At 70.8% G+C, this 21,567-nt stretch carries 20 protein-coding genes and 1 tRNA gene; 11 read left to right on the top strand and 10 right to left on the bottom strand.

Features of this window, described 5'->3' with window-relative positions; all coding sequences use genetic code 11:
• The first annotated feature begins 5 nt into the window (after positions 1-5).
• Entirely contained in the window at positions 6-1,409 is a 1,404-nt protein-coding gene (gene mgtE, locus EV292_RS06845; protein ID WP_132908460.1) for a magnesium transporter, read from the top strand.
• Positions 1,410-1,426: 17 nt separating this feature from the next.
• Positions 1,427-1,834: a DUF1489 domain-containing protein gene (locus tag EV292_RS06840; RefSeq protein ID WP_132908459.1), complete on the top strand. Its 408-nt coding sequence runs from the start codon at positions 1,427-1,429 to the stop codon at positions 1,832-1,834.
• A gap of 96 nt (positions 1,835-1,930) precedes the next feature.
• Here EV292_RS06840 and EV292_RS06835 read toward each other — a convergent pair whose 3' ends face one another.
• Positions 1,931-2,653: a hypothetical protein gene (locus EV292_RS06835; RefSeq protein ID WP_243693646.1), complete on the bottom strand. Its 723-nt coding sequence runs from the start codon at positions 2,651-2,653 to the stop codon at positions 1,931-1,933.
• A gap of 191 nt (positions 2,654-2,844) precedes the next feature.
• On the opposite strand from EV292_RS06835, the gene EV292_RS06830 reads away from it, so the two are divergent.
• The 4 genes from EV292_RS06830 to holA are packed head-to-tail and all read left to right on the top strand — an operon-like array spanning position 2,845 to position 7,332.
• Positions 2,845-3,279, top strand: a complete 435-nt coding sequence (locus EV292_RS06830; RefSeq protein ID WP_132908458.1) for a DUF3576 domain-containing protein — start codon at positions 2,845-2,847, stop codon at positions 3,277-3,279.
• Between the two features lie 14 nt (positions 3,280-3,293).
• Positions 3,294-5,795 (top strand): leucine--tRNA ligase, encoded by a 2,502-nt coding sequence (leuS, locus tag EV292_RS06825; protein ID WP_132908457.1) that lies wholly within the window; start codon positions 3,294-3,296, stop codon positions 5,793-5,795.
• Positions 5,792-6,322 carry an LPS assembly lipoprotein LptE gene (gene lptE / locus EV292_RS06820; RefSeq protein WP_132908456.1) on the top strand — a complete coding sequence of 177 codons (531 nt, stop codon included), beginning with the start codon at positions 5,792-5,794 and terminating at the stop codon, positions 6,320-6,322. Before leuS ends, lptE begins: the two co-directional genes overlap by 4 nt.
• Entirely contained in the window at positions 6,319-7,332 is a 1,014-nt protein-coding gene (holA, locus tag EV292_RS06815) for a DNA polymerase III subunit delta (RefSeq protein WP_132908455.1), read from the top strand. Before lptE ends, holA begins: the two co-directional genes overlap by 4 nt.
• Positions 7,333-7,342: 10 nt before the next feature.
• Here the strand turns inward: holA and EV292_RS06810 are convergent, their stop codons facing one another.
• Positions 7,343-9,649, bottom strand: a complete 2,307-nt coding sequence (locus tag EV292_RS06810; RefSeq protein ID WP_132908454.1) for a DNA translocase FtsK 4TM domain-containing protein — start codon at positions 9,647-9,649, stop codon at positions 7,343-7,345.
• 114 nt (positions 9,650-9,763) lie between these two features.
• On the opposite strand from EV292_RS06810, the gene EV292_RS06805 reads away from it, so the two are divergent.
• Complete coding sequence (locus EV292_RS06805) at positions 9,764-10,981, top strand: UbiH/UbiF/VisC/COQ6 family ubiquinone biosynthesis hydroxylase (RefSeq protein WP_132908453.1); 1,218 nt, start codon at positions 9,764-9,766, stop codon at positions 10,979-10,981.
• 113 nt (positions 10,982-11,094) lie between these two features.
• Here the strand turns inward: EV292_RS06805 and EV292_RS06800 are convergent, their stop codons facing one another.
• The 3 genes from EV292_RS06800 to EV292_RS06790 are packed head-to-tail and all read right to left on the bottom strand — an operon-like array spanning position 11,095 to position 12,525.
• Positions 11,095-11,565 carry a RidA family protein gene (locus EV292_RS06800; protein ID WP_132908452.1) on the bottom strand — a complete coding sequence of 157 codons (471 nt, stop codon included), beginning with the start codon at positions 11,563-11,565 and terminating at the stop codon, positions 11,095-11,097.
• A gap of 31 nt (positions 11,566-11,596) precedes the next feature.
• Positions 11,597-12,247: an HAD family hydrolase gene (locus EV292_RS06795; RefSeq protein WP_132908451.1), complete on the bottom strand. Its 651-nt coding sequence runs from the start codon at positions 12,245-12,247 to the stop codon at positions 11,597-11,599.
• Complete coding sequence (locus tag EV292_RS06790; RefSeq protein WP_132908450.1) at positions 12,244-12,525, bottom strand: DUF3572 family protein; 282 nt, start codon at positions 12,523-12,525, stop codon at positions 12,244-12,246. The genes EV292_RS06795 and EV292_RS06790 overlap by 4 nt, the downstream gene beginning before the upstream one ends.
• Positions 12,526-12,558: 33 nt before the next feature.
• Between EV292_RS06790 and EV292_RS06785 the strand changes: the two genes are divergently transcribed.
• On the top strand, positions 12,559-12,921 hold the full coding sequence (locus EV292_RS06785; RefSeq protein WP_132908449.1) for a response regulator: 363 nt from the start codon (positions 12,559-12,561) through the stop codon (positions 12,919-12,921).
• A gap of 20 nt (positions 12,922-12,941) precedes the next feature.
• Here EV292_RS06785 and EV292_RS06780 read toward each other — a convergent pair whose 3' ends face one another.
• Positions 12,942-13,619 (bottom strand): RlmE family RNA methyltransferase, encoded by a 678-nt coding sequence (locus EV292_RS06780; protein ID WP_243693645.1) that lies wholly within the window; start codon positions 13,617-13,619, stop codon positions 12,942-12,944.
• On the bottom strand, positions 13,616-14,653 hold the full coding sequence (locus EV292_RS06775) for a Ppx/GppA phosphatase family protein (RefSeq protein WP_132908848.1): 1,038 nt from the start codon (positions 14,651-14,653) through the stop codon (positions 13,616-13,618). The genes EV292_RS06780 and EV292_RS06775 overlap by 4 nt, the downstream gene beginning before the upstream one ends.
• A gap of 145 nt (positions 14,654-14,798) precedes the next feature.
• Between EV292_RS06775 and EV292_RS06770 the strand changes: the two genes are divergently transcribed.
• Positions 14,799-14,872: transfer RNA gene (locus tag EV292_RS06770), tRNA-Gln, on the top strand.
• A 34-nt stretch (positions 14,873-14,906) separates the two neighbouring features.
• Here EV292_RS06770 and EV292_RS06765 read toward each other — a convergent pair.
• The 3 genes from EV292_RS06765 to EV292_RS06755 all read right to left on the bottom strand — a co-directional run bounded on the left by EV292_RS06765 (position 14,907) and on the right by EV292_RS06755 (position 18,821).
• Positions 14,907-15,713, bottom strand: coding sequence for a S1/P1 nuclease (locus tag EV292_RS06765; protein WP_132908447.1), 807 nt, complete (start codon positions 15,711-15,713; stop codon positions 14,907-14,909).
• A gap of 227 nt (positions 15,714-15,940) precedes the next feature.
• Positions 15,941-17,584 carry a peptidase S10 gene (locus EV292_RS06760; protein WP_132908446.1) on the bottom strand — a complete coding sequence of 548 codons (1,644 nt, stop codon included), beginning with the start codon at positions 17,582-17,584 and terminating at the stop codon, positions 15,941-15,943.
• 226 nt (positions 17,585-17,810) lie between these two features.
• Complete coding sequence (locus EV292_RS06755; protein WP_132908445.1) at positions 17,811-18,821, bottom strand: ligase-associated DNA damage response exonuclease; 1,011 nt, start codon at positions 18,819-18,821, stop codon at positions 17,811-17,813.
• A 79-nt stretch (positions 18,822-18,900) separates the two neighbouring features.
• On the opposite strand from EV292_RS06755, the gene EV292_RS06750 reads away from it, so the two are divergent.
• Positions 18,901-19,080 carry a hypothetical protein gene (locus EV292_RS06750; protein ID WP_132908444.1) on the top strand — a complete coding sequence of 60 codons (180 nt, stop codon included), beginning with the start codon at positions 18,901-18,903 and terminating at the stop codon, positions 19,078-19,080.
• A 73-nt stretch (positions 19,081-19,153) separates the two neighbouring features.
• The gene (locus EV292_RS06745; protein WP_132908443.1) at positions 19,154-21,562 is read left to right on the top strand and encodes a ligase-associated DNA damage response DEXH box helicase; all 2,409 of its coding nucleotides are present in this window, start codon (positions 19,154-19,156) and stop codon (positions 21,560-21,562) included.
• Positions 21,563-21,567: the final 5 nt, after the last annotated feature.

Below are 21,567 nucleotides of genomic sequence, written 5' to 3'. Positions count from 1 at the left end.
GGCGCATGAGCGAGAGCGAGCTGGCCGACCCGATCGAGCCCACCGACGATCAGCTCGACGAGGACGACCGGCTCAAGCCCGAGTTCGTGCGCGCGGTGATCGACGCGGTGCAGGCGGGCGACGTCGAGCAGGCGCATGCGCTGGTCGAGCCGCTTCACCCCGCCGACATCGCCGACCTGTTCGAGCTGACCCCCGAGGACTGCCGTCGCGACCTCGCCGCGGCGATCGCCGATCTGGTCGACGCCGACGTCTTCGCGGAGATGAACGACTACGTCCGCGAGAGCCTGATCGACGCGCTCGATCCGCGCCAGGTCGCGGACATCGCGAGCGAGCTCGACACCGACGACGCGGTCGCGATCATCGAGGACATGGAGCCTGAGGACCAGCGCGAGGTCCTCCGCGCGATGGAGCCCGACGATCGCGCCGCGATCGAGGAGGCGCTGTCCTACCCCGAGGAATCCGCGGGCCGCCTGATGCAGCGCGACCTGGTCGCGGTGCCCGAACATTGGACAGTGGGCGACGCGCTCGACTATCTGCGCCACGACGACGCGCTGACGACCGATTTCTGGGAGATCTATGTCGTCGACCCCGCGCACAAGCCGGTCGGCACCTGCGCGCTGAGCTGGGTGTTGCGCGCGCCGCGCTCGGTCGCGATCGCGGACGTGATGCAGCGCGAGCAGACGCTGATCCCGGTCGACATGGATCAGGAGGAAGTCGCGCTCCGCTTCCAGAAATATGCGCTGATCTCGGCCGCGGTGGTCGACGGCGCGGGGCGGCTGGTCGGGATGATCACGGTGGACGACATCGTCCACATCATCCAGCAGGAAGCCGGCGAGGACACGCTGCTGCTCTCCGGCGCGGGCGAGGGCGACATCAACGAGCCGATCCGGCTCACCGTCCGGACGCGACTGACCTGGCTGGTGGTCAATCTCGCCACCGCGATGGTGGCGGCCTCGGTGGTCGGGCTGTTCCAGGGCGCGATCGCGCGCTACGCGGTGCTCGCGGTGCTGATGCCGATCGTCTCGGGCATGGGCGGCAATGCGGGGACGCAGACGCTCGCGGTGGTGGTCCGCGCGATCGCGACCAACCAGCTGACCGACACCAACACCGCGCGGATGATCGTGCGCGAGCTGCGCATCGCCGTGGTCAACGGTGCGACGCTCGGCTGTCTCGTCGGGCTGGGCAGCTATATCGTCTACGGCGACCACGAACTGTCGCTGGTCATGGCGCTGGCGATGGTCATCAACAACCTGCTCGCGGGTCTGGGCGGCGTGTTGGTGCCGGTGACGCTCGATCGTTTTCGCGTCGATCCGGCGGTCTCCTCCGCGGTGTTCGTCACCACGCTGACCGACACGGGCGGCTTCCTCTCCTTCCTCGGGCTGGCCACCTTGTGGGGACTGGGGGGCTGACCCACATCGGCGAGCGAATGCCGCTTCATCTCACCAAGGTCGCGTTCGGCGCGGCGAGCGTCGACCTGCTCGCCGAGCGGCTGCGCGCGCGCGCCGCCGCTGGACCGGTCTTCCTGACGACGCGCTACCTGCCCAAGCGCCACGAGGAAGTGGCGGGGCAGGGATCGCTCTACTGGATCATCAAGCACCAATTGGTCGCGCGCTCGCCGATCCTGCGCTTCGGCGAGGCCGAGGCGGGGCGGGTCGCGATCCACATCGACCCCGAACTGCGGCTGGTGCTGGCGATGCCGCGGCGCGCGCATCAGGGCTGGCGCTACCTCGAGGCGGGCGACGCGCCGCAGGATCTGGGCGGCGCGGCGACCGCCGGGCTGGAGGCGATGCCGTCGACGCTGTTCGCGCAGCTGAGCGCGCTGGCGCTGATCTGAGCTGCCGCGCGCGGGCGCAGGCACGCCATTGCTCGATGATGTCGGATCTCTGACGGGAGAGCGAACCTATTCACGCGGCGGCCGCATCCCTGACGATCAGAAGCGGAAGGCCGTCCCTACATAGACCGCCTGGCTGTCGCGCCGCTCGTCGTCGATCCGCGTCAGCCGGTCGCGCTCGCTCTTCAGCCGCATGCCCGCGGTCAGGTCGAGGTTGCGCGTGATCGAATAGCTGCCGCCGACGTCGAGCGAATAGGTCTGCGGCTCGGCCACCGCGCGCGTGGTGCCGGGCAGCGCGCGGTCGCTGCTCGCACTGACGCGGCCGGTCCATTTGCTCGCCGAATAGCTCAGCGCCACGTCCGCGGCCTCGCGCCCGCCCGGCAGCGCGCCCAGATCCACCTTGGCGAGGTCGCCCGAAACCGCGAAGCGCTTCCAGCCGACCGCGACGCCCAGATTATAGGCGATCGGTGCAACGCCGACCGTCGGTGCCGGAGCGGCGAAGCGCGCATTGTCACGCGCGGCGAGCGACGAGCGCGCGCGCACCGCGACGGTGACCGCGCGATTGCCCGTGCGCGACTCGGCCGGGGTGAAGCGAAGCCCGCTGGCGTCGAGCCCGCCACGCGCGAACAGCGCCGCCAGCTTGGGGTCGGCGGCCGATGGTGTGAACGATCCCGCGAGTCGTGGCAGCGCCGAATCCCGTCGCGCCGACTTGGGCGCGGCGTCGGGAGCGCCGAGCGCGGGGACAGCCGCGATCACGGCGACCAGCGTGGCCCCCGTGACACATGCAGCGATGTGGCGACGTGCGGCCACGATCTTGTCCATCCCCTTTTGCCCGGCGAGTCTCTCGCCGGCTGCTGGAGCGGGCGTAACAGGATTCGGTTCCTTGTCCATCAGGGGCACGGCTCTTTTCGAAGGCCTGTTGCATTATGTCCACAATGTGGCGTGCTTGCTCGCCGCCGGGGGCGCGGGTAGAGCAAGCGCGATACGCTTTCCTGCCCTGAAGGACCTTGCCGATGCTCCGCCCCTCGCGCCTCGCGGTTGGCCTGTTCGCCGCCCTCGCTTTGTCCGCCTGCGGCGGCAAGGCGGCGCGTCCCGAGGGCGATCTCGCCGCCTCGAAGGTGACGACGATCGGCGTCAACAGCTATCTGTGGCGCGCCTCGCTCGACACGCTCAGCTTCATGCCGCTGTTGCAGACCGATTCCAACGGCGGCGTCATCGTCACCGACTGGTACGTCAACCCGCAGGTGCCGACCGAGCGGATGAAGGTGACCGTCTCGATCCTCGACCAGGACCTGCGCGCCGACGCCGTTCGCGTCGCCGCGCTGCGCGAGATCAGCCGCAGCGGCCAGTGGATCGCCGCGCCGGTCGAGGCCGCGACGACGCAGAAGCTGGAGGACATCATCCTCACCCGCGCGCGCGACCTGCGCCGCGGCGCGATCACCGGCTGAGGCGCACCCAGCCGATGGCGTCACGCTTCAACGCGCTCAAGGCCGACACGCACTGGCAGCAGGTGTGGGACGAGTCGCAGACCTTCGCGGCGCGCGACGACAGCCCCAAGCCGCGCAGCTACGTGCTCGAGATGTTCCCCTATCCCTCGGGGAAGATCCACATGGGGCACGTGCGCAACTACACGATGGGGGACGTGCTCGCGCGCTTCCGGCGGATGACCGGGCATGAGGTGCTCCACCCGATGGGGTGGGACGCGTTCGGCATGCCCGCCGAGAATGCCGCGATGGAGAAGAAGGTCCACCCCGGCGAGTGGACCCGCCAGAACATCGCGGCGATGAAGGCGCAGCTCAAGCGGCTCGGCTTCGCGCTCGACTGGTCGCGCGAGCTCGCCACCTGCGACCCGAGCTATTACGGCCACGAGCAGTCGCTGTTCCTCGACTTCTACCGCGCCGGGCTGGTCTATCGCAAGGAATCGGCGGTCAACTGGGACCCGGTCGACATGACCGTGCTCGCCAACGAGCAGGTGATCGACGGGCGCGGCTGGCGCTCGGGTGCGCTGGTCGAGAAGCGCAAGCTGTCGCAATGGTTCCTGCGCATCACGCGCTTCGCCGACGAGCTGCTCGACGGGCTCGGTTCGCTCGAGCATTGGCCCGACAAGGTTCGGCTGATGCAGGAGAATTGGATCGGCAAGAGCCAGGGGCTGCAGTTCCGCTTCAGCTTGAGCGACGGCGACAGCGTCGAGGTCTTCACCACGAGGCCGGACACGATCTTCGGCGCCAGCTTCGTCGCGGTCGCGGCGGACCATCCGATCGCGCAGGCGCTCGCGGCGCGTGATCCCGACGCCGCCGCCTTCGTCGAGCGCTGCAAGCAGGGCGGCACCACCGCGGCCGAGCTCGAGACGCAGGAGAAACTCGGCTACGACACCGGGCTCACCGCGGCGCACCCGCTCGGCGCGGGCGAGCTGCCGGTGTACATCGCCAATTTCGTGCTGATGGAGTACGGCACCGGCGCGGTGTTCGGCGTGCCCGCGCACGACCAGCGCGACTTCGAGTTCGCCAGCAAATATGCGCTGCCGATTCGCCGCGTCGTCGCCGACGGCGAGCGCACCAACCCCGCGTTCGACGGCACCGAGGCCTATACCGGGCCGGGCCATCTGGTGAACTCGCACTTCCTCGACGGTCTCGCGGTCGAGGAGGCCAAGCGCGTCGTGATCGAGCGCGCCGAGCGCGAAGGCTGGGGGCAGGGCTCCACCGTCTACCGCCTGCGCGACTGGGGCGTCAGCCGCCAGCGCTACTGGGGCACGCCGATCCCGATCATCCACTGCGCCGCCTGCGGCGAAGTGCCGGTGCCGCGCGAGCAACTGCCGGTGGCGCTGCCCGAGGACGTCAGCTTCGACGTGCCGGGCAACCCGCTCGAGCGCCATCCGACGTGGAAGCACGTCGCCTGCCCGCAGTGCGGCGGCGCGGCGGTGCGCGACACCGACACGCTCGACACCTTCGCTGACTCGTCCTGGTATTTCATCCGCTTCGCCAGTCAGCCCGACGATCGGCCGTTCGATCGCGAACAGGCCGAGCGCTGGCTGCCAGTGGGGCAATATATCGGCGGGGTCGAGCATGCGATCCTCCACCTGCTCTACGCGCGTTTCTGGACGCGCGCGCTGCGCCATGTCGGGCTGATCGACCTGGCCGAGCCGTTCACCGGCCTGTTCACCCAGGGCATGGTGACGCACGAGACCTACAAGGCGGCGGACGGTCGCTGGCTCGCGCCCGAGGAGATCGGCGGCGGGGTCGAGCTCGCCACCGGCGCGCCGGTGACGGTCGGTCGTGTCGAGAAGATGTCCAAGTCCAAGAAGAACACGGTCGATCCGGCGCCGATCGTGGATCAATACGGCGCGGACGCGGTGCGCTGGTTCATGCTCTCCGACTCGCCGCCCGAGCGTGACCTGGAATGGAGCGAGAACGGTATCGAGGGCGCATGGCGCTTCGTCCAGCGGCTGTGGCGGCTGTTCGACGCTCTAGGCGAGCAAGCGGCCGGCGAGGGCGTGGACGCCGCGCTCGACCGCAAGCTCCACCAGACGATCGCCGGGGTCGCCGCCGACGTCGAGGCGCTGTCCTTCAACAAGGCGGTCGCGAAGCTGTACGAACTGGTCAACGCGATCGAGAAAGCGGCGCCGTCGGCCTCGCGCGACGCCGCGGTGCGCACGCTCGTCCAGCTGGTCGCGCCGATGGTGCCGCACATCGCCGAGGAAGCCTGGGCGCGGCTCGGCGGCGCGGGGCTGGTCGCCGACGCGCCCTGGCCCGCGGTCGACGCCGCGCTGCTGGTCGAGGACGAGGTCACGGTGGCGATCCAGGTCAACGGCAAGCTGCGCGACACGCTGACGCTGCCGAAGGGGCTGGCGCGCGAGGACGTCGAGGCCGCCGCGCTCGCGAATGACAAGGTCGCGCGATTGCTCGAGGGGCGCGCGCCGCGCAAGGTGATCGTGGTGCCCGACCGACTGGTCAACGTCGTCGCATGACGCGTGCGCTGCCCGCCCCTCGTCTGGCGGCCGTGCTCGTCCCGGTGGCGCTCGCGCTGTCGGGCTGCGGGCTCAAGCCGCTGTACGCGGGTGGCAAAGCCAGCCCCGTGGCGGCGACGCTCGGCAACGTTGAGATCGCGCCGATCGAGGGCAAGTCGGGCTGGCTGGTGGCCAATGCGCTACGTGATCGCCTCGGCGCGATGGGGCAGGGCGGCAGCGCGTCGCGCTACCGGCTGACCGTGCGGCTCGCGGACGACATCGTCGGCCTGGGCACGCGCAGCGACGATTCGGTCGCGCGCGAGCGGCGGTCGCTGCGCGCGCGCTACCAGTTGGTCGACGCGGCACAGGGCACGGTGCTGCTCGACGCCACCGCCGGATCAGACGCCGGGATCGACGTGGTCGGCTCCGAATATGCCACGATCGCAGCGGAGAACAGCGCGCTGGAGCGGCTGTCCGAGACGGTGGCGGATCAGATCGTGGCGCGGCTCGCGCTCTACGCGCGGCGGACCCAGCCGCAGCAGCCATGAAGGCGACCGAGGCGCGGCTCACCGCCGCGCTGGACCGCCCGCCCGCCGACCTGCGGCTCTACCTGCTCCACGGCCCGGACGAGGCGACCGCGCAGGCGCATGCGGCGCGGCTGGCGCGGGCGCTGGGCGCCGGGACGGAGCGGGTCGATCTCGACGGCGCGACGCTGCGCGGCGACCCGGCGCGGCTGAGCGACGAGGCCGCCGCCATCTCGCTGTTCGGCGACACGCGCTACATCCGGGTCAGCGCCGCGGGCGAGGAGATCCTCGACGCGGTGCTCGCGCTGCTCGACGCCGACACGGCGGGCAACCCGGTGGTGGTGATCGCGCCGACGATCAAAGCCACCGGCAAGCTGGTGAAGGCGGCGATCGAGTCGGACCGTGCGCTCGCTTTCGCCTGTTATCCCCCTAACGCTCGGGACGCCGCGGCGGTGGTGGGGGAGCTGGGGCGCGCCGAGGGGCTGCGGATCGCGCCGGCGGCGGTGCAACGGATCGTCCGCGCCAGCGACGGCGACCGCGCGGTCATGGCGCGCGAGGTGGAGAAGCTCGCGCTCTTTCTCGACGCGGCGCCGGATCGCCCCGCCGACGCCGACGAGGACGCGCTCGACGTGGTCGGCGCCGACATCGCGGAGGGGGAGATCGGCGACGTGGTGCTCGCCGCGACCGGGGGCGACGTACCCGCGCTGGTCGACGGGCTGCGGCGCATGGCGGGGGCGGACACGTCGCCGATCCCGCTGCTGCGCGCGCTGGGGCGGCGGCTGCTGTCGCTCGCGGAGATGCGGGCGGCGATCGACTCGGGCGAGGGCGTCGATCAGGTGATGAAGCGGCACCGCGTCTTCTGGCGCGAGGAAGCCGCCACTGCCGCCGCGCTGCGCCGCTGGCGGCTCCCCGCGCTGGCGGCGGCGCTGGCGGCGGCGCGGCGCACCGAGCGCGAGGTGATCGCGGCCGGCCCGGCGGGGCGGGTCGTCGCCGAGAGCTTCCTGCTCCGCCTCGCGCAGCGCGCCGCGCGCTGACGCGGCCGGATCAGGCGGGGTTGCCGTCGGTGTCGCGCAGCACCTCGCGGCGCCCGACATGGTCGGGCCGGCTCACCACGCCTTCCTTCTCCATCCGCTCGATCAGCCGCGCCGCCGAGTTGTAGCCGATGCGCAGCTGGCGCTGGAGCCACGAGGTCGACGCCTTCTGGCTGCCGCACACGATCGCCACCGCGGCGCGATATTGCTGGTCCTCGGCCGAGTCCTCACCGGTCGGCGCACCTTCCAGCGCGAAGCTCTCCGCCGGCTCCTCGGTGACCGACTCGATGTAATCGGGCTGCCCCTGCGCGCGCCAGTGATCGGTCACCGCGCGCACCTCGTCGTCGCTCACGAAGGGGCCGTGGACGCGGACGATGCCCTTGCCGCCGGGCATGTAGAGCATGTCGCCGCGCCCGAGCAGCTGCTCGGCGCCCTGCTCGCCCAGGATGGTGCGCGAGTCGATCTTGCTGGTGACGTGGAAGGAGATGCGCGTCGGCAGATTGGCCTTGATCACGCCGGTGATGACGTCGACCGACGGGCGCTGCGTCGCCATGATCAGGTGGATGCCCGCGGCGCGCGCCTTCTGCGCCAGCCGCTGGATCAGGAACTCGACCTCCTTGCCCGCGGTCATCATCAAGTCGGCGAGCTCGTCGACGATGACGACGATCTGCGGCAGCACGTCATAGTCGAGCTGCTCCTCCTCGTAGACGGGCTGGCCGTTCTCGCCATAGCCGGTCTGCACGCGGCGGCCGAGCGGCGCGCCCTTGGCGCGCGCGGCGCGCACCTTCTCGTTGAACGAGGCGAGGCTGCGCACGCCCACCGACGACATCTGGCGGTAGCGGTCCTCCATCGTCTCGACCGCCCATTTGAGCGCGCGCACCGCCTTGGCCGGATCGGTGACGACGGGGGAGAGAAGGTGCGGGATATCGTCGTACATGCTCAGCTCGAGCATCTTGGGGTCGATCATGATCATGCGGCACTGGTCCGGCGTCAGCCGGTACAGCAGCGACAGGATCATGCCGTTGAGCCCGACCGACTTGCCCGACCCGGTGGTGCCCGCGACCAAAAGGTGCGGCATCGGCGCGAGATCGGCGATGACGGGATCGCCCGCGATGTTCTTGCCCAGGATCACGGGGAGCTGCGCCGACTGGTCCTCGAACGCCTGGCTCGCCACCAGCTCGTGGAGTGAGACCATCTCGCGCTTGGTGTTGGGCAGCTCGATGCCGATCACGGTGCGCCCCGGGATCGTCGCGACACGCGCCGAGATCGCCGACATGTTGCGCGCGATGTCGTCGGCGAGCGAGATCACGCGGGTCGCCTTGATCCCCGGCGCGGGCTCGAGCTCGTACATCGTCACCACCGGGCCGGGGCGGACCTCGGTGATGTTGCCCTTGACGTTGAAGTCGTCGAGCACGGTCTCGAGCAGCCGCGCGTTGCGCTCCAGGGCGGCCTTGTCGATCGGGTTGCTCTGGTTGGCGGGGGCGGGGGTGAGCAGGTCGAGGCCCGGCAAGGTGTAGCTGTCGCGCAGGTCGAGCCGCTGCTGTGGCTTGGGCCGTGCCGCCGAGGGCGCGAGCGTCCTGTCGCTGATCACGGGGGCGGGGCGGTCGTTGGGCTCCGCCACCGCGCGCGGCGCGGGGCGCCGTGCCAAGGCGGGCGCGTCGTCGCGCGCGAACGGGGCGTCTGCCTCGTCGAACGCCTCGTCCGCGTCGCCGCGCGCGCGGCGCAGCCCGCCGCGCGGCGCGAGCCGGGCGAAGTCGATCTCTAGGCTGCGCCCCCACAGGAAGGCGCCGCCGATGCCGCTCACCACGCCGAGCGCGACCACGCCCCACCAGCGTACCTGCGCGTCGCCGACCAGCCCGAGTGCCCAGCGCGTCGCCGCGACCACGCCCAGCCCGACAGCGCCACCCCAGCCGAACGGCAGCGCGGGCACCGCGCCGGGAGCGGCGCAGCCGAGCGCCACCGCCATCAGCGCCACCGCCACCGCGGTACCGCGCAGCATCCGCGGCCATGCGCCGGCGGGCTGCTCGCGCCACAGCCGCGCTGCCACCAGCGGCGGGACCGGCAGCAGCAGCGCCACCGCGGGGCCGAACAGCGTCAGCGCGAGATCGGCGAACCAGGCGCCCGGCGCGCCGAGCAGATTGCCCGCGACGCCGCCCGCGGCGGTGTTGAAGGCGGCGTCGCTCGGGCGATAGCTGGCGAGCGCGAGCGCCATCGCCAGCGTCAGCGCGACCAGCGCCACCGCGACGATCAGCGCGCCGCTGCGCCGCACCCCCGCCTTCACCGTCTCGCGCCACAGCGGCGCGTCGGCCCTGCTCGCCATGTCTCCGTCCTCAACGATGTCCGATATGCCCGGCGCGCATTGTCCGCCGCCGGCGAGTCCGCGTCAAGAGAGCCGCCCTTTCGCGCCCGCGCGCGACCCTGTAGGGCAAGGGCCATGGACCACGCAGACGTGCTCATCCTCGGCGGCGGGCTGGTCGGCAGCGCGCTCGCGGTCGCGCTCGACCGCCACGGCCTCTCCGCCATCGTCGTCGACCCCGCCGACCCCGCGGTGATGCTCGCCGCCGGCTTCGACGGGCGCGCCTCGGCGGTGGCGAGCGCGAGCCATCGCATGCTCGACGCGATCGGGGTGGGGGAAGCGCTGCGCGGCCAGGGCTGCCCGATCCGCCACATCCGCGTGAGCGACGGGCTGGCGCCGGGCAAGCTCGATTTCGTCCCCGCCGCCGACGACGCCGCGCTCGGCACGATGTACGAGAATCGGCTGCTGCGCCGCGCTTTGTACGAGGCGGTGTCCGCCGCGCCGCTGATCGACCTCCGCATGAACACGCGCGCGACCGCAGTGGAACGCGACCAGGACGGCGTGCGCGCGACTCTGTCCGACGGACGTACCGTCACCGCCGACCTGCTCGTCGCCGCCGAGGGGCGCCAATCGCCGACGCGCGAGGCGGCGGGGATCGCGGTCGCGCGCTGGCAGTACCACCATGCCGCGATCGTCGGCGCGTTCCACCACGAGCGCAGCCACGAGAACGTCGCCTACGAGATCTTCTACCCCGCCGGCCCCTTCGCGCTGCTGCCGCTGCCCGACGACGAGATCGGCCACCGCTCGGCGATCGTGTGGACGGTCGCGGCCGATCAGGCTGCGGGCATGCTCAAGCTCGGCGACCGCGGTTTCCTCGCCGAGGCGGAGCAGCGCATGGGCGGCTTCCTCGGCGCGCTGTCGCACGCCAGCCCGCGCGCGAGCTACCCGCTCGGCTTCCACCATGCCGCGCGGGTCACGGGCACGCGGCTGGTGCTGGTCGGCGACGCGGCGCATGGCATCCACCCCATCGCGGGGCAGGGGGTGAACCTCGGCTATCGCGACGTCGCGGCTCTGGTCGAGGTGCTGGTCGAGGGGCGGCGGCTCGGCCTCGACGCCGGCGACGCGCAGCTGCTGCGCCGCTACGAGGCGTGGCGCGGGCTCGACACCTTCATGGTGGCGGCGGCGACCGACACGCTGACGCGGCTGTTTGGCATCTCCGGCAAGGCGGCGAGCGCGGTGCGACGTTTCGGCATCAGCGCGGTCGACCGCATCCCGCCGCTCAAGGACCGCTTCATGAGCGAGGCGCGCGGCGAGAGCGGCGACCTGCCCAAGCTGCTGATGGGCGCGACGGTCTGAACGGGGCGCCGCTCTGGCTCGCGGGTCGAAACATATCGGTGAGCCTTAGCGCCTTCAATGTCCCCCGAAGGTGACATCGGCGCTGTCGCGGCCGATCGGCGCGCCGTGACGTCTCAGAGCGAGGGCGCGACCTCGACGATCGCATCGACCTCCACCGCGGCGCCGAGCGGCAGGGCCGCGACACCGACCGCGGAGCGCGCATGCTTGCCCGCATCGCCGAACAGCTTGACCATCAGTTCGGAGGCGCCGTTGGCAACCTTGGGCTGATCGGTGAAGTCGGCGGTGGAGTTGACGAACACGCCGAGCTTCACGATCCGCGTCACTTGCTCGAGATTGCCGAGATGCGCCTTGAGCTGCGCCACCAGCATCAGCGCACAGCGCTGCGCCGCATCCTGCCCCTGCGCGAGCTCGACGTCGTCACCGAGCCGCCCGGTCACGACCGCGCCGTCCTTGAACGGCAACTGCCCCGAGACGTGGAGCAGCCCGCCCACGGCGACGACGGGGACATAGGCCGCCACGGGGGCGGCTGCCTCGGGCAGCGTCAGGCCGAGCTCGGCGAGCGCGCGGTCGATACGATCGGTCATCCGCGCTCCCTGCGGCGCACGACCGGTGCGGTCAAGCCCGCGCCGGCTCATCCTGCCCTGCGGGAGCGGCTAGGCCCTCGGTGAAGCGCGCCGCGATCCAGTTGCGCGCGTCGCGCCAATCGTCGATGCGCGCATGCGCCTGGGGCGCGCGTGGTACGCCCGCCGCGAGCGCGGGCTCGGCGATCATGTGCAGCCGCCACACCGCGGGCGCGTGGCGCGCGACCGATTCATGATGATGCGGCAGATCGTCGACGAACACCGTCACCGGCGCGCCATGTTCCTCCACCAGCCGCGCCACCGGCGCGCCCTTGCCGCCCCGGTTGCACTCGACACGATGCGCGATCCCGAACCGCTCCAGCTGCGCGACGCGGTGTGTGTGACAGGCATCCTCGAGGTTGGTGAGGATGACGATATCGGCGCGTTCGGCGAGCGCGGCCAATGCCTGACCGGCGTGCGGCACCAGCGTCTGGCGCGCCATCTCGGCCGGGAAGAAGCCGCCGAGATAGCCGAACATCTCCTCCTGCGTCAGCGGTGCGCCGCCGCGCCGGCGCATGTTCTTCGCCAATTCCCAGCTATCGTAACGGAACTCGATGTCGTGCGCTTCGTCGAGCCAGGTGGCGAAGTGGCGCACCATGTGCAGCAGCACTTCGTCACAGTCGCTGATCAGCAGCGGCCGGGTCATCGCGCGGCGCCCTCCAGCTGCGCGTGTGCCGCGACGAGCGCGGCCGGACTGGTGCCGATCGCGGTCGCGCAGGCGACGAGATCGGGCTCGTGCGCCGCGAGAAAGGCGAGGCAGGCGGCGAGAACGGCGGGATCGCCGATCCGCGCGCGCAGATCGTCCGGCGCGAGCCCCGTCACGCCGATAAGTCGTTCGGCGCGCAAGGGTTCGTTAAGCGTCCAGGCGAGAGCGTCGAGCGCGATCGTGGCCGCGTCGGGCTGGTTTGGATCGGTTCGGACCATTATCTATCGGGCATCATAGGGAGATAGCGGCGCGTGGCCAAACGGGTGCTCGTTGTCGAGGACAATGAACTCAATCTCAAGCTGTTCTGTGACCTGTTGCGCGCGCACGACTTCGCGGTCGAGCCGGTGCGCGACGGACGCGAGGCGGTGGAGCGTACCCGCGCGTTCATGCCCGACCTGATCGTGATGGACATCCAGATGCCGCACGTGACCGGTTATGAGCTGATCCTCGAGCTCAAGGCCGACGCGGCGTTGCGCCACATCCCGGTCATGGCGGTCACCGCTTATGCCGGGCGCGAGGACGAGGAACGGATCCGCACCGCCGGGGCGGACGCTTATGTGTCCAAGCCGATCACGCTGGCGCGCTTCATCGCCGCGGTAGGTGCCCTCGTCTGAGGCCGACGGCGCTGGCGGGCTCAGTCCGCCGTTTCTTCGCCGCGCCCCTTGAATCCTTGCGCCACGACGAACCATTCCACCGATCCCTTGCGGCTCGACGGCGGCTTGGCGTGCTTCACCGTCGTGAAATTCCGCTTCATCTCCGCCACCAGCGCCGAATCGGCACCGCCCGCGAAGACCTTGGACACGAACGCACCGCCGGGGCGCAGCACGTCGACCGCGAAGGCCAGCGCGGTCTCGACCAGCGCCATCGTGCGCAGCGCGTCGGTCTGCGGATGGCCGACCGTGTTCGCCGCCATGTCCGACAGGACGAGGTCGGGCGCTCCACCCAGCGCCGCCATCAGCTCGCCCGGCGCGGCATCGTCCATGAAGTCCATCTGGAAGATCGTCACGCCGTCGATCGGATCGACCGGCAGCAGGTCGATGCCCACCACCGCCGCGCCCGGCGCCTGGCGGCGCACGACCTGGCTCCACCCGCCCGGTGCGAGCCCGAGATCGACCACGCGCCGCGCGCCCTTGAGCAGCCCAAACCGTTCGTCCAGCTCGATCAGCTTGAACGCCGCGCGGCTGCGATAGCCCTCCGCCTTGGCGCGATGAACATAGGGATCGTTGAGCTGGCGCTCGAGCCAGCGGGTCGATTGCGCGCTGCGATTGCGCGCGGTCTTGACGCGCTGTCGGCCCGCGCCGGTGCCCCTCACGCCTCGGTCTCCATCAGCCGGCGCAGGATGCCCTCCCGGATGCCACGATCGGCCACACCCAGCCGCTCCGCCGGCCAGAGATCGAGGATCCCTTCCAGGATCGCGCATCCTGCCACCACCAGATCGGCGCGCTCGCGGCCGATGCACGGCAGCTGCGCGCGCTCGCCGAGCGACATCGCCGCGAGTTCCTGGCTGATCTGGCGCATCGCCGCGGCGGGGGCGATCAGGCCGTCGACCTGCGATCGATCGTAGCGTTCCAGCCCAAGATGGACGCTCGCGAGCGTGGTGACCGTACCCGAGGTGCCGAGCAGCCGCGGCGGGGTCGCAGGGCGCGGCAGCCGCGCGGCGAAGGGGGCGAAGCTCTCCGCCACCAAGGCGCGCATCCGCTTGTAGGCGCGCTCGCGCTCCTCGGCCGAACTGCCACCGCCCGCGCTCTCGGTCAGCGACACCACCCCCCAGGGGGCGGAATGCCAGTCGCGCACCTTCGGGACGGTGGTGTCGGCATCGACCAGCACCAGCTCGGTCGAGCCGCCGCCGATGTCGAAGACCAGCGCCGGGCCGGTGCCGGGCTCGAGCAGCGCGTGGCAGCCCAGCACCGCGAGCCGCGCTTCCTCCTCGGCCGAGATGATGTCGAGATGGATGCCGGTCTCGGCGCGCACGCGCGCGATGAAATCGGTGCCGTTGCTCGCGCGGCGGCACGCCTCGGTCGCGACCGAGCGCGCCAGCGTGACGTTGCGGCGGCGCAGCTTGTCGGCGCAGACGCGCAGCGCCGCGATCGTCCGCTCGATCGCGGCGTCGGACAAGGCGCCATTATGGGCCAGCCCCTCGCCGAGTCGCACGATCCGCGAGAAAGCGTCGACCACGGCGAATCCGTCCCCATGCGGCCGTGCGATCAGCAACCGGCAATTGTTGGTGCCGAGGTCCAGCGCGGCATAATGGCGTGCGCCGCCGCGCGCCGGGCGCGGCTGGCTTCGGGCCGAACGGGCAGGGGCGGGGCCCTGCCGGCGCGGCAATTGGGCGGGGAAATCCACCATTGCCGTCAACTCTCTCATCTCTTCCGCCGCGGCGGCGCGACGGCGCCACCACCCGGTGCTCGGCAGGAACGCTACACGCTCGCGATATCACCGGCAAGGCAGGCGTTGACACGCACGCGGATCGCTTCTAGTTGCGCGCCCCTGTTGCCCCGTCGTCTAACGGCAAGACTACGGACTCTGACTCCGTCAATCGTGGTTCGAATCCACGCGGGGCATCCAGCCAAACTCGCTCACCGCCGTCACGCGGACGTACTCAGCGCGCCTCGGCGAACAGGCGGTTGAGATAGGCGGCGAGCCGTACCCCGCCCTTCTCGAGCTGACGTTCGACCCGCGGCGTGTTCTCGTAGACGTAGCGATAGGACAGTGCTCTCTCGTCCGCCGCAGGGTAGATCTGATCACGCAGCGCGCTGCTCTCCGCCACCCAGGTCTCGGGCGCAGCCGCGGCCCAGTCGCGGGCCTGCGCGCGCGTGATCCGCGCGCCGAGCCATGTCGCCATCTCGGTGAACGAGAGTTGCTGCTCATCGACGAGTGCGGAGTCCCACACCGTGTGGAGGTTGGTGGCGCGACCGAAGAAGGTGACCTGCCGATCGTTGCCGCCGCGGTCGCTGCCGTTCCCGGCGTGGAGCGGCTGGTGCAGGTCGCCGACGAGGTGGACGACGAACCGCAGCGCCGCCTGCCGCTCGGCGATTGAGGCGCGCTTGTCCCGCAGCGTCGCCGCGAACCGCGCCAGTGCGGTGATCGCGTCGCCCTCGGGCGGGGCGCCGGCCTGCGCGTACGTCTTGCCGGACGGCACGGTGACATAATGCCAGGGCGTCGACTCGCGCTGCCAATAGGGCGCCGGATCAGAGCGCATCGTGTCGGGCCAGTTCGACGCTTCCGCGAGTGTCTCGACCCCCAAGATCGCCGTCACGGCGCGATGCGCCCGCGCGGTCAGCCGCGCGTCGGCGATCTGCGCGACGACGCGGTGCCCGGTCTTGCCCCAGGCGAGGGCGGGCGTGGGGAGGCTGGCCGCGAGCGCGGCGACGAGCGCGACGAACGCGCGCGAGGGGAGGGCGGGCATGCGCCGCCTGTGCCTAGGGTTACGCGCATAGTAAACGTGCTTCGCTTGGACGGGCAGGAGGTTAGCTGAACCTGGCTCAGCTCCTGGACTGCCCGCCGGCGTCATGCTGGACTCGTTTCGGGACCCAGGGTGACCCGTTTCGTTCGCGGCGCAGTGGATCCTGAGACAAGCTCAGGATGACGCCGGGAGGGTGACCGCGAACGATGGGAGCGGAGCAGTAGCGCCGATCAGTTGGGCGACTGCCCCGGCGTCTCCGCCGCCGACACCGCGCCCCGTGCCGGCGGCGCGTCCGAGCGCGCGACTGCGAGCGCACGGTCGTACCAATCCGACAGGTCGCGCTTCATCGCCACCAGCGCCTCGGGGTTGAGGTACGTCATGTGCCCCGCGGGATAATAGACGAAGCGCAGGTTCCCGCGCTGGCTCGGCTCGAGCATCATATGGCCGAGGTCGTTCTCGGTGCCGAAGAAAGGCGTGGCCATGTCGTACCAGCCGTTCATCGAAAGCACCTGGAGATAGGGGTTGCCGCGCATCGCTGCGGCGAGGTCGATCGCGGTGTTGGGGTTGTTCTGCGGCCCCGCCCCGCGCAGCGGCGATTCGTGCTTCCAGTTCCACGTCCAGCCCGCGGCGTCGCGCGCCGAGAGACGATAGGGCATGTCGGTCTCGTAGCCGAGCTGGTGGGTCACATAATCGGTGAAGGTGGCGATGAACGCGCCCGAGATCGCGTCGGACGAGACGTCGGTCTCCGGGCGCTCGCCGGCGGCGTCGCTGTCGGAGCCGATGTAGCGCGAGTCGAAGCGGCCGACCGTCTGGCGCGTGCCGCGCAGCAGCTCCTTCTGGAAGCGCGGCAGGTCGATCCGCAGATTGGCGCGGCGGATGAAGTCGGGGGAGAGGCCGATCAGCTCGCTCATCCGCTGTGCCACCTGATCGCGCTCGGCGTCGGAGATATTCTGCCCCTTGGCCAGCGCGGACATGTACGGCCCCACCGCGAAGTCGCGCGCCTGCTGGACGATCGTGGCGACGTCGGCGGGTCGGTTCGCCAGCCGGTTGTGGTACCAGGCGGTGGCGGCATAGCTCGGCAGATAGTTGAGATAGACCTGGTCGAGCCCGGGCTGGCGATAGCCGTAGTTCATGATCGAGCTGAGCAGCACCACGCCGTTGAGCGCCATGCCGCGGTCCTGCAGCTGATAGGCCAAGGCACCCGAGCGCAGCGTGCCGTAGCTCTCGCCGAAGATGAACTTGGGTGAATTCCACCGACCGTATTTGGTGGCGTAGCGCAGGATCGCCTTGGCGAAGGCGTCGGCGTCCTCGTCGACGCCGTAGAAGGCGCCCGGCTTCATGTCGCCGAGCGGGCGCGAATAGCCCGCGCCGATCGCGTCGAGGAACACCATGTCGGTCTTGTCGAGCAGGGTGTAGGGATTGGGGCCGAAATCATAGGGCGCCGGGCGGATGAACTCGGGGTTGCCGGTCTGCAGTCGCACCGGCGCGAACGAGCCCATGTGGAGCCAGAAGGTCGGGCTGCCGGGGCCGCCGTTGTAGAAGAAGGTGATCGGCCGCTTGGTGCCCGGCTTGGTCCCGTCGAGCGTATAGGCGGTGTAGAACATCGAGGCGGTCGGTTTGCCTTCGAGGTCGCGCAACGTCAGCGTGCCCGCGGTGGCGGTATAGCCGAGCTTGCGGCCGCCGACCGTCACCGCGCCCTTGGAGCGCTCCTCGCGCTCGTCGACCGGCGCATTGGCATAGGCGCCCTCGACCGCGGCCTTCTGCGCCTCGGCGTTGGTCTTGGCAGACTGCTTGGACGGGGCGAGGTCCTTGTCCTGCGCGGCGGCGGGCAGAGCGGCGGCGGCGAGCAGGGCGGCGGCGAGACCGAGGCGCATGGTGTTCCCCCATTTTTACGTGAGCCTCGCTGTCTAATCGGCTGATGAGGGCAGCGGCAAGGTGGAGGAGCGTGTGCTCCGGCGAAGCATCCTCGCGTTCGCGTGATCCTGTCGCGTGCTCCCGCGCACGCGGGAGCCGGGATGATGGCGGGCGACGGTCAATTGTCTGGTGTGATGCTGGCTCCCCGCATCCGCGGGAATACGAGGGTGAAGGGCCGACGCCCCCTCAGTCGTCCTCGTCCTCGAAGCCGGACAGCGCCAGCGCGCGCGCGCGGATCTGGCGCGTCATGCACCAGTGGACCAGCGCCTCCTCGCGGCCGTGCGTCACCCACACCTCCTTCGGCGCGATCTCGGACAACGTCGCGGTCAGCTCGTCCCAGTCGGCGTGGTCGGAGAGGATCAGCGGCAGCTCGACATTCTTCTGCCGCGCGCGCTGACGGACGCGCATCCAGCCGCTCGCCATCGCGGTGATCGGATCGGGCAGGCGACGCGCCCAGCGGTCGTTGAGCGCCGAGGGCGGGCACATCACGACGTGTCCCGCCATCTCAGCCTTCGATGCACCAGTAGCCGGCCGCAGCTCGCCGAGCCGCACGCCGAGCTCCTCGTAGAGGTCGCACAATCGCTGGAGCGCGCCGTGCAGGTAGATCGGCGCCGCATGCCCGCGCGCGCGCAGCTCGGCGATCACGCGCTGTGCCTTGCCGAGCGCATAGGCGCCGACGACGACGCAGCGCTCCGGGTTGGCGTGAAGGCGCTCGATCAGCTTGTCGATCTCGTCCCCGGTGTCGGGATGGCGGAAGACCGGCAGGCCGAAGGTGGCCTCGGTAACGAAGACGTCGCACGCCACCGGCTGGAACGGCGCGCAGGTCGGGTCGGCGCGGCGCTTGTAATCGCCCGAGACGACGACGCGCTCGCCGCGATGATCGAGCACGATCTGCGCCGAGCCGAGCACATGGCCCGCGGGAACGAAGCCCACCTCGACCTCGCCCAGCCGGATCGTCTCGCCGTAGCCGACCGGGCGCCCGGTCTGCTCGCCGTAGCGCGCCGCCATGATCGCGAGCGTCTCGGGGGTGGCCCAGACCTCGCCGTGACCACCGCGCGCGTGGTCGGCATGACCGTGGGTGACGAGCGCGCGCGGCTCGGGCGTGGAGGGATCGATCCAGGCGTCGGCCGGGCGCACGTAGATGCCATTTGGGTGCGGCTCGAGCCAGTCGCCGAGCGTCGGTGCGCGGGTCGCCATGGCGGAACAACCGCGGCGGCGGATCGAAGTTCACCGCGGGGACGTTGGCGGAGGCAAGAAACAGCGAACGGAGAGTGACATGGCGGGCGATGGCCTGTGGAGCTTCGTGGTGATCGTCGGGCCGATCATCCTGGTCGCGGCGCTGTTGTTCGCGATCCTGCGCAACCGTCGCAGTCGCCACGAGGAGGCGCGCACCGAGGACGCCACGCGCACCTTGTACAAGGAACAGTCGGCCGAGGATCGCGCGCGCACGCCGTGACGCGGGTGATGGGGGGCAAGCGGTAGGCGGAGCACCTTGCCCCACCCCGGCGCGTCGCTACATCTCACGCACCTTGGCCGCGCTTCCCCCGCTCCTCTCCGACTGGTTCGCGCGCCGCGGGTGGCAGCCGCGTCGGCATCAGCTCGACATGCTCGACCAGGCGCGCGCCGGCCACCACACGCTGCTGATCGCCGCGACCGGCGCGGGCAAGACGCTCGCGGGCTTCCTCCCGACGCTCGCCGAGCTGATCGAGACTCCGCGCGATGGCCTGCACACGCTCTACGTCTCGCCGCTCAAGGCGTTGGCGGTCGACATCCAGCGCAACCTCGTCACCCCGATCGACGAGATGGGCGCCGACATCCGCGTCGAGACCCGCACCGGCGACACGCCGTCCGACCGCAAGGCGCGCCAGCGCGTCCGTCCGCCGCAGATCCTGCTGACCACGCCCGAGTCGCTGTCGCTGCTGCTGAGCTACCCGGACAGCTTCACCATGTTCGCGGGGCTGCGCACGATCGTGGTCGACGAGGTCCATGCCTTTGCCACCGGCAAGCGCGGCGACCTGCTATCCTTGTGCATGGCGCGGTTGCAGACGATCGCGCCGGCGTGTCGCCGCGTCGCGCTCTCCGCCACGGTCGCCGACCCCGACGGCTATCGCGCCTGGCTCGCCCCCGACGGCGACATCGACCAGGTCGCGCTGGTCGAGGGCGAGCCCGGCCCCGACCCCGACATCGCCATCCTGCTGCCCGAGGACCGCGTGCCCTGGGCGGGCCACTCTGGTCGCTACGCCGCCGAGCAGGTGATGGCCGAGATCGAGACCCACCGCACCTCGATCGTCTTCTGCAACACCCGCAGCCTCGCCGAGCTGATCTTCCAGGACCTGTGGAAGGCCAATGCGATGCAGCTGCCGATCGGCATCCACCACGGCAGCCTCGAGAAAGAGGCGCGGCGTAAGGTGGAGGGCGCGATGGCGGCGGGGCGGCTGCGCGCCTTGGTGGCGACCGCCAGCCTCGACCTCGGCGTCGACTGGGGCGACGTCGATTGCGTGATCCAGATGGGCGCGCCCAAGGGCTCGTCGCGGCTGCTGCAGCGGATCGGGCGCAGCAACCACCGCCTCGACGTGCCCAGCGAGGCGATCCTCGTGCCCGGCAACCGCTTCGAATATCTCGAGGCGCGCGCCGCGCTCGACGCGGTGGAGGCGGGCGAGCTCGACGCCGACGTGTTCCGTATGGGCGCGCTCGACGTGCTGGCGCAGCATCTGATGGCCTGCGCCTGCGCCGCGCCGTTCGACCAGCGCGCGATGCTGGCCGAGGTGCGCTCGGCGCTGCCGTATTCGGCGCTGACCGACGAGCTGTTCGAGCGCGTGCTCGGCTTCATCCGCGACGGCGGCTACTCGCTCAAGGCATACGACCGGTTCAAGCGACTGACGCAGGATGCGGACGGGACGTGGCGCGTCAGCCACCCGCGCTTCGTCGCGCAGCACCGGCTCAACGCCGGGATCATCGTCGAGGCGACGATGCTCAAGGTGCGCTTCCGCAACGGTCGCGCGCTCGGCAAGGTGGAGGAGGGGTTCGCCGCGACGCTGAGCCACGGCGACACCTTCTTCTTCGCCGGGCTGAGCCTCGAGGTCGAGAAGATCGACACCGAGGACTTGATTGTCCGCGCCACCAGCCGGCCGGCGCGGATCCCGACCTACGGCGGCAGCCGTATGCCGCTCTCGACCAATCTCGCCAGCCGCGTACGCCGCTTCCTCGCCGAGCCGGGCGAGTGGCACCGCTTCCCCGCCGACGTGCATGAGTGGCTCGAGATCCAGTCGCGCCGCTCGACTCTGCCAGCGCCCGAGCAACTGCTGGTCGAGACCTTCCCGCGCGAGGGGCGCCACTACATGGTCGCCTATAGCTTCGAGGGCTGGAACGCGCACCAGTCGCTCGGCATGCTGGTGACCAAAAGGATGGAGACGCTCGGGCTCAAGCCGCTCGGCTTCGTCGCCAACGATTATGCGATCGCCTGCTACGGGCTGGAGCGCGTGACCGATCCGGCGGCCTTGTTCTCGGCCGACATCCTCGAGCATGAGTTCGTCGAATGGGTCGAGCGCTCGCACCTGCTCAAACGCGCCTTCCGCGAGGTGGCGGTGATCGGTGGGCTGGTCGAGCGCCAGCACCCGGGCAAGCGCAAGACCGGGCGGCAGGTCACCTTCTCGACCGACCTGATCTACGACGTGCTGCGCCAATATGAACCCGGCCACGTGCTGCTCCAGGCCGCCTGGGCAGATGCGCGCGCGCGCATGACCGACGTCGGCCGGCTCGCCGACCTGCTCGACCGCGCCGCCGACACGATGGTGCACGTCGACCTACCGCGCGTCACCCCGCTGGCGGTGCCGGTGCTGACGCTGATCGGGCGTGAGAAGGTGGCGACGGGCAGCGCCGACGACTCGCTGCTGATCGAGGCCGAGGCGCTGGCGGCGGAGGCGATGCGGATCGATTAAGCGGC

The organism is Sphingomonas sp. BK235 (genome assembly GCF_004345855.1).
Classification (GTDB): domain Bacteria; phylum Pseudomonadota; class Alphaproteobacteria; order Sphingomonadales; family Sphingomonadaceae; genus Sphingomonas.
Note: the sequence above shows the minus strand (reverse complement) of the source record. Positions and strands in the feature narration are given on the sequence as shown.

Excerpts from the sequence above, each read along its gene's own strand:
- mgtE (WP_132908460.1), top strand. The coding sequence starts at position 6 with ATGAGCGAGAGCGAGCTGGCCGACCCGATCGAGCCCACCGACGATCAG.
- EV292_RS06840 (WP_132908459.1), top strand. The coding sequence starts at position 1,427 with ATGCCGCTTCATCTCACCAAGGTCGCGTTCGGCGCGGCGAGCGTCGAC.
- EV292_RS06835 (WP_243693646.1), bottom strand. The coding sequence starts at position 2,653 with ATGGACAAGATCGTGGCCGCACGTCGCCACATCGCTGCATGTGTCACG.
- EV292_RS06830 (WP_132908458.1), top strand. The coding sequence starts at position 2,845 with ATGCTCCGCCCCTCGCGCCTCGCGGTTGGCCTGTTCGCCGCCCTCGCT.
- leuS (WP_132908457.1), top strand. The coding sequence starts at position 3,294 with ATGGCGTCACGCTTCAACGCGCTCAAGGCCGACACGCACTGGCAGCAG.
- lptE (WP_132908456.1), top strand. The coding sequence starts at position 5,792 with ATGACGCGTGCGCTGCCCGCCCCTCGTCTGGCGGCCGTGCTCGTCCCG.
- holA (WP_132908455.1), top strand. The coding sequence starts at position 6,319 with ATGAAGGCGACCGAGGCGCGGCTCACCGCCGCGCTGGACCGCCCGCCC.
- EV292_RS06810 (WP_132908454.1), bottom strand. The coding sequence starts at position 9,649 with ATGGCGAGCAGGGCCGACGCGCCGCTGTGGCGCGAGACGGTGAAGGCG.
- EV292_RS06805 (WP_132908453.1), top strand. The coding sequence starts at position 9,764 with ATGGACCACGCAGACGTGCTCATCCTCGGCGGCGGGCTGGTCGGCAGC.
- EV292_RS06800 (WP_132908452.1), bottom strand. The coding sequence starts at position 11,565 with ATGACCGATCGTATCGACCGCGCGCTCGCCGAGCTCGGCCTGACGCTG.
- EV292_RS06795 (WP_132908451.1), bottom strand. The coding sequence starts at position 12,247 with ATGACCCGGCCGCTGCTGATCAGCGACTGTGACGAAGTGCTGCTGCAC.
- EV292_RS06790 (WP_132908450.1), bottom strand. The coding sequence starts at position 12,525 with ATGGTCCGAACCGATCCAAACCAGCCCGACGCGGCCACGATCGCGCTC.
- EV292_RS06775 (WP_132908848.1), bottom strand. The coding sequence starts at position 14,653 with ATGGTGGATTTCCCCGCCCAATTGCCGCGCCGGCAGGGCCCCGCCCCT.
- EV292_RS06765 (WP_132908447.1), bottom strand. The coding sequence starts at position 15,713 with ATGCCCGCCCTCCCCTCGCGCGCGTTCGTCGCGCTCGTCGCCGCGCTC.
- EV292_RS06760 (WP_132908446.1), bottom strand. The coding sequence starts at position 17,584 with ATGCGCCTCGGTCTCGCCGCCGCCCTGCTCGCCGCCGCCGCTCTGCCC.
- EV292_RS06755 (WP_132908445.1), bottom strand. The coding sequence starts at position 18,821 with ATGGCGACCCGCGCACCGACGCTCGGCGACTGGCTCGAGCCGCACCCA.
- EV292_RS06750 (WP_132908444.1), top strand. The coding sequence starts at position 18,901 with ATGGCGGGCGATGGCCTGTGGAGCTTCGTGGTGATCGTCGGGCCGATC.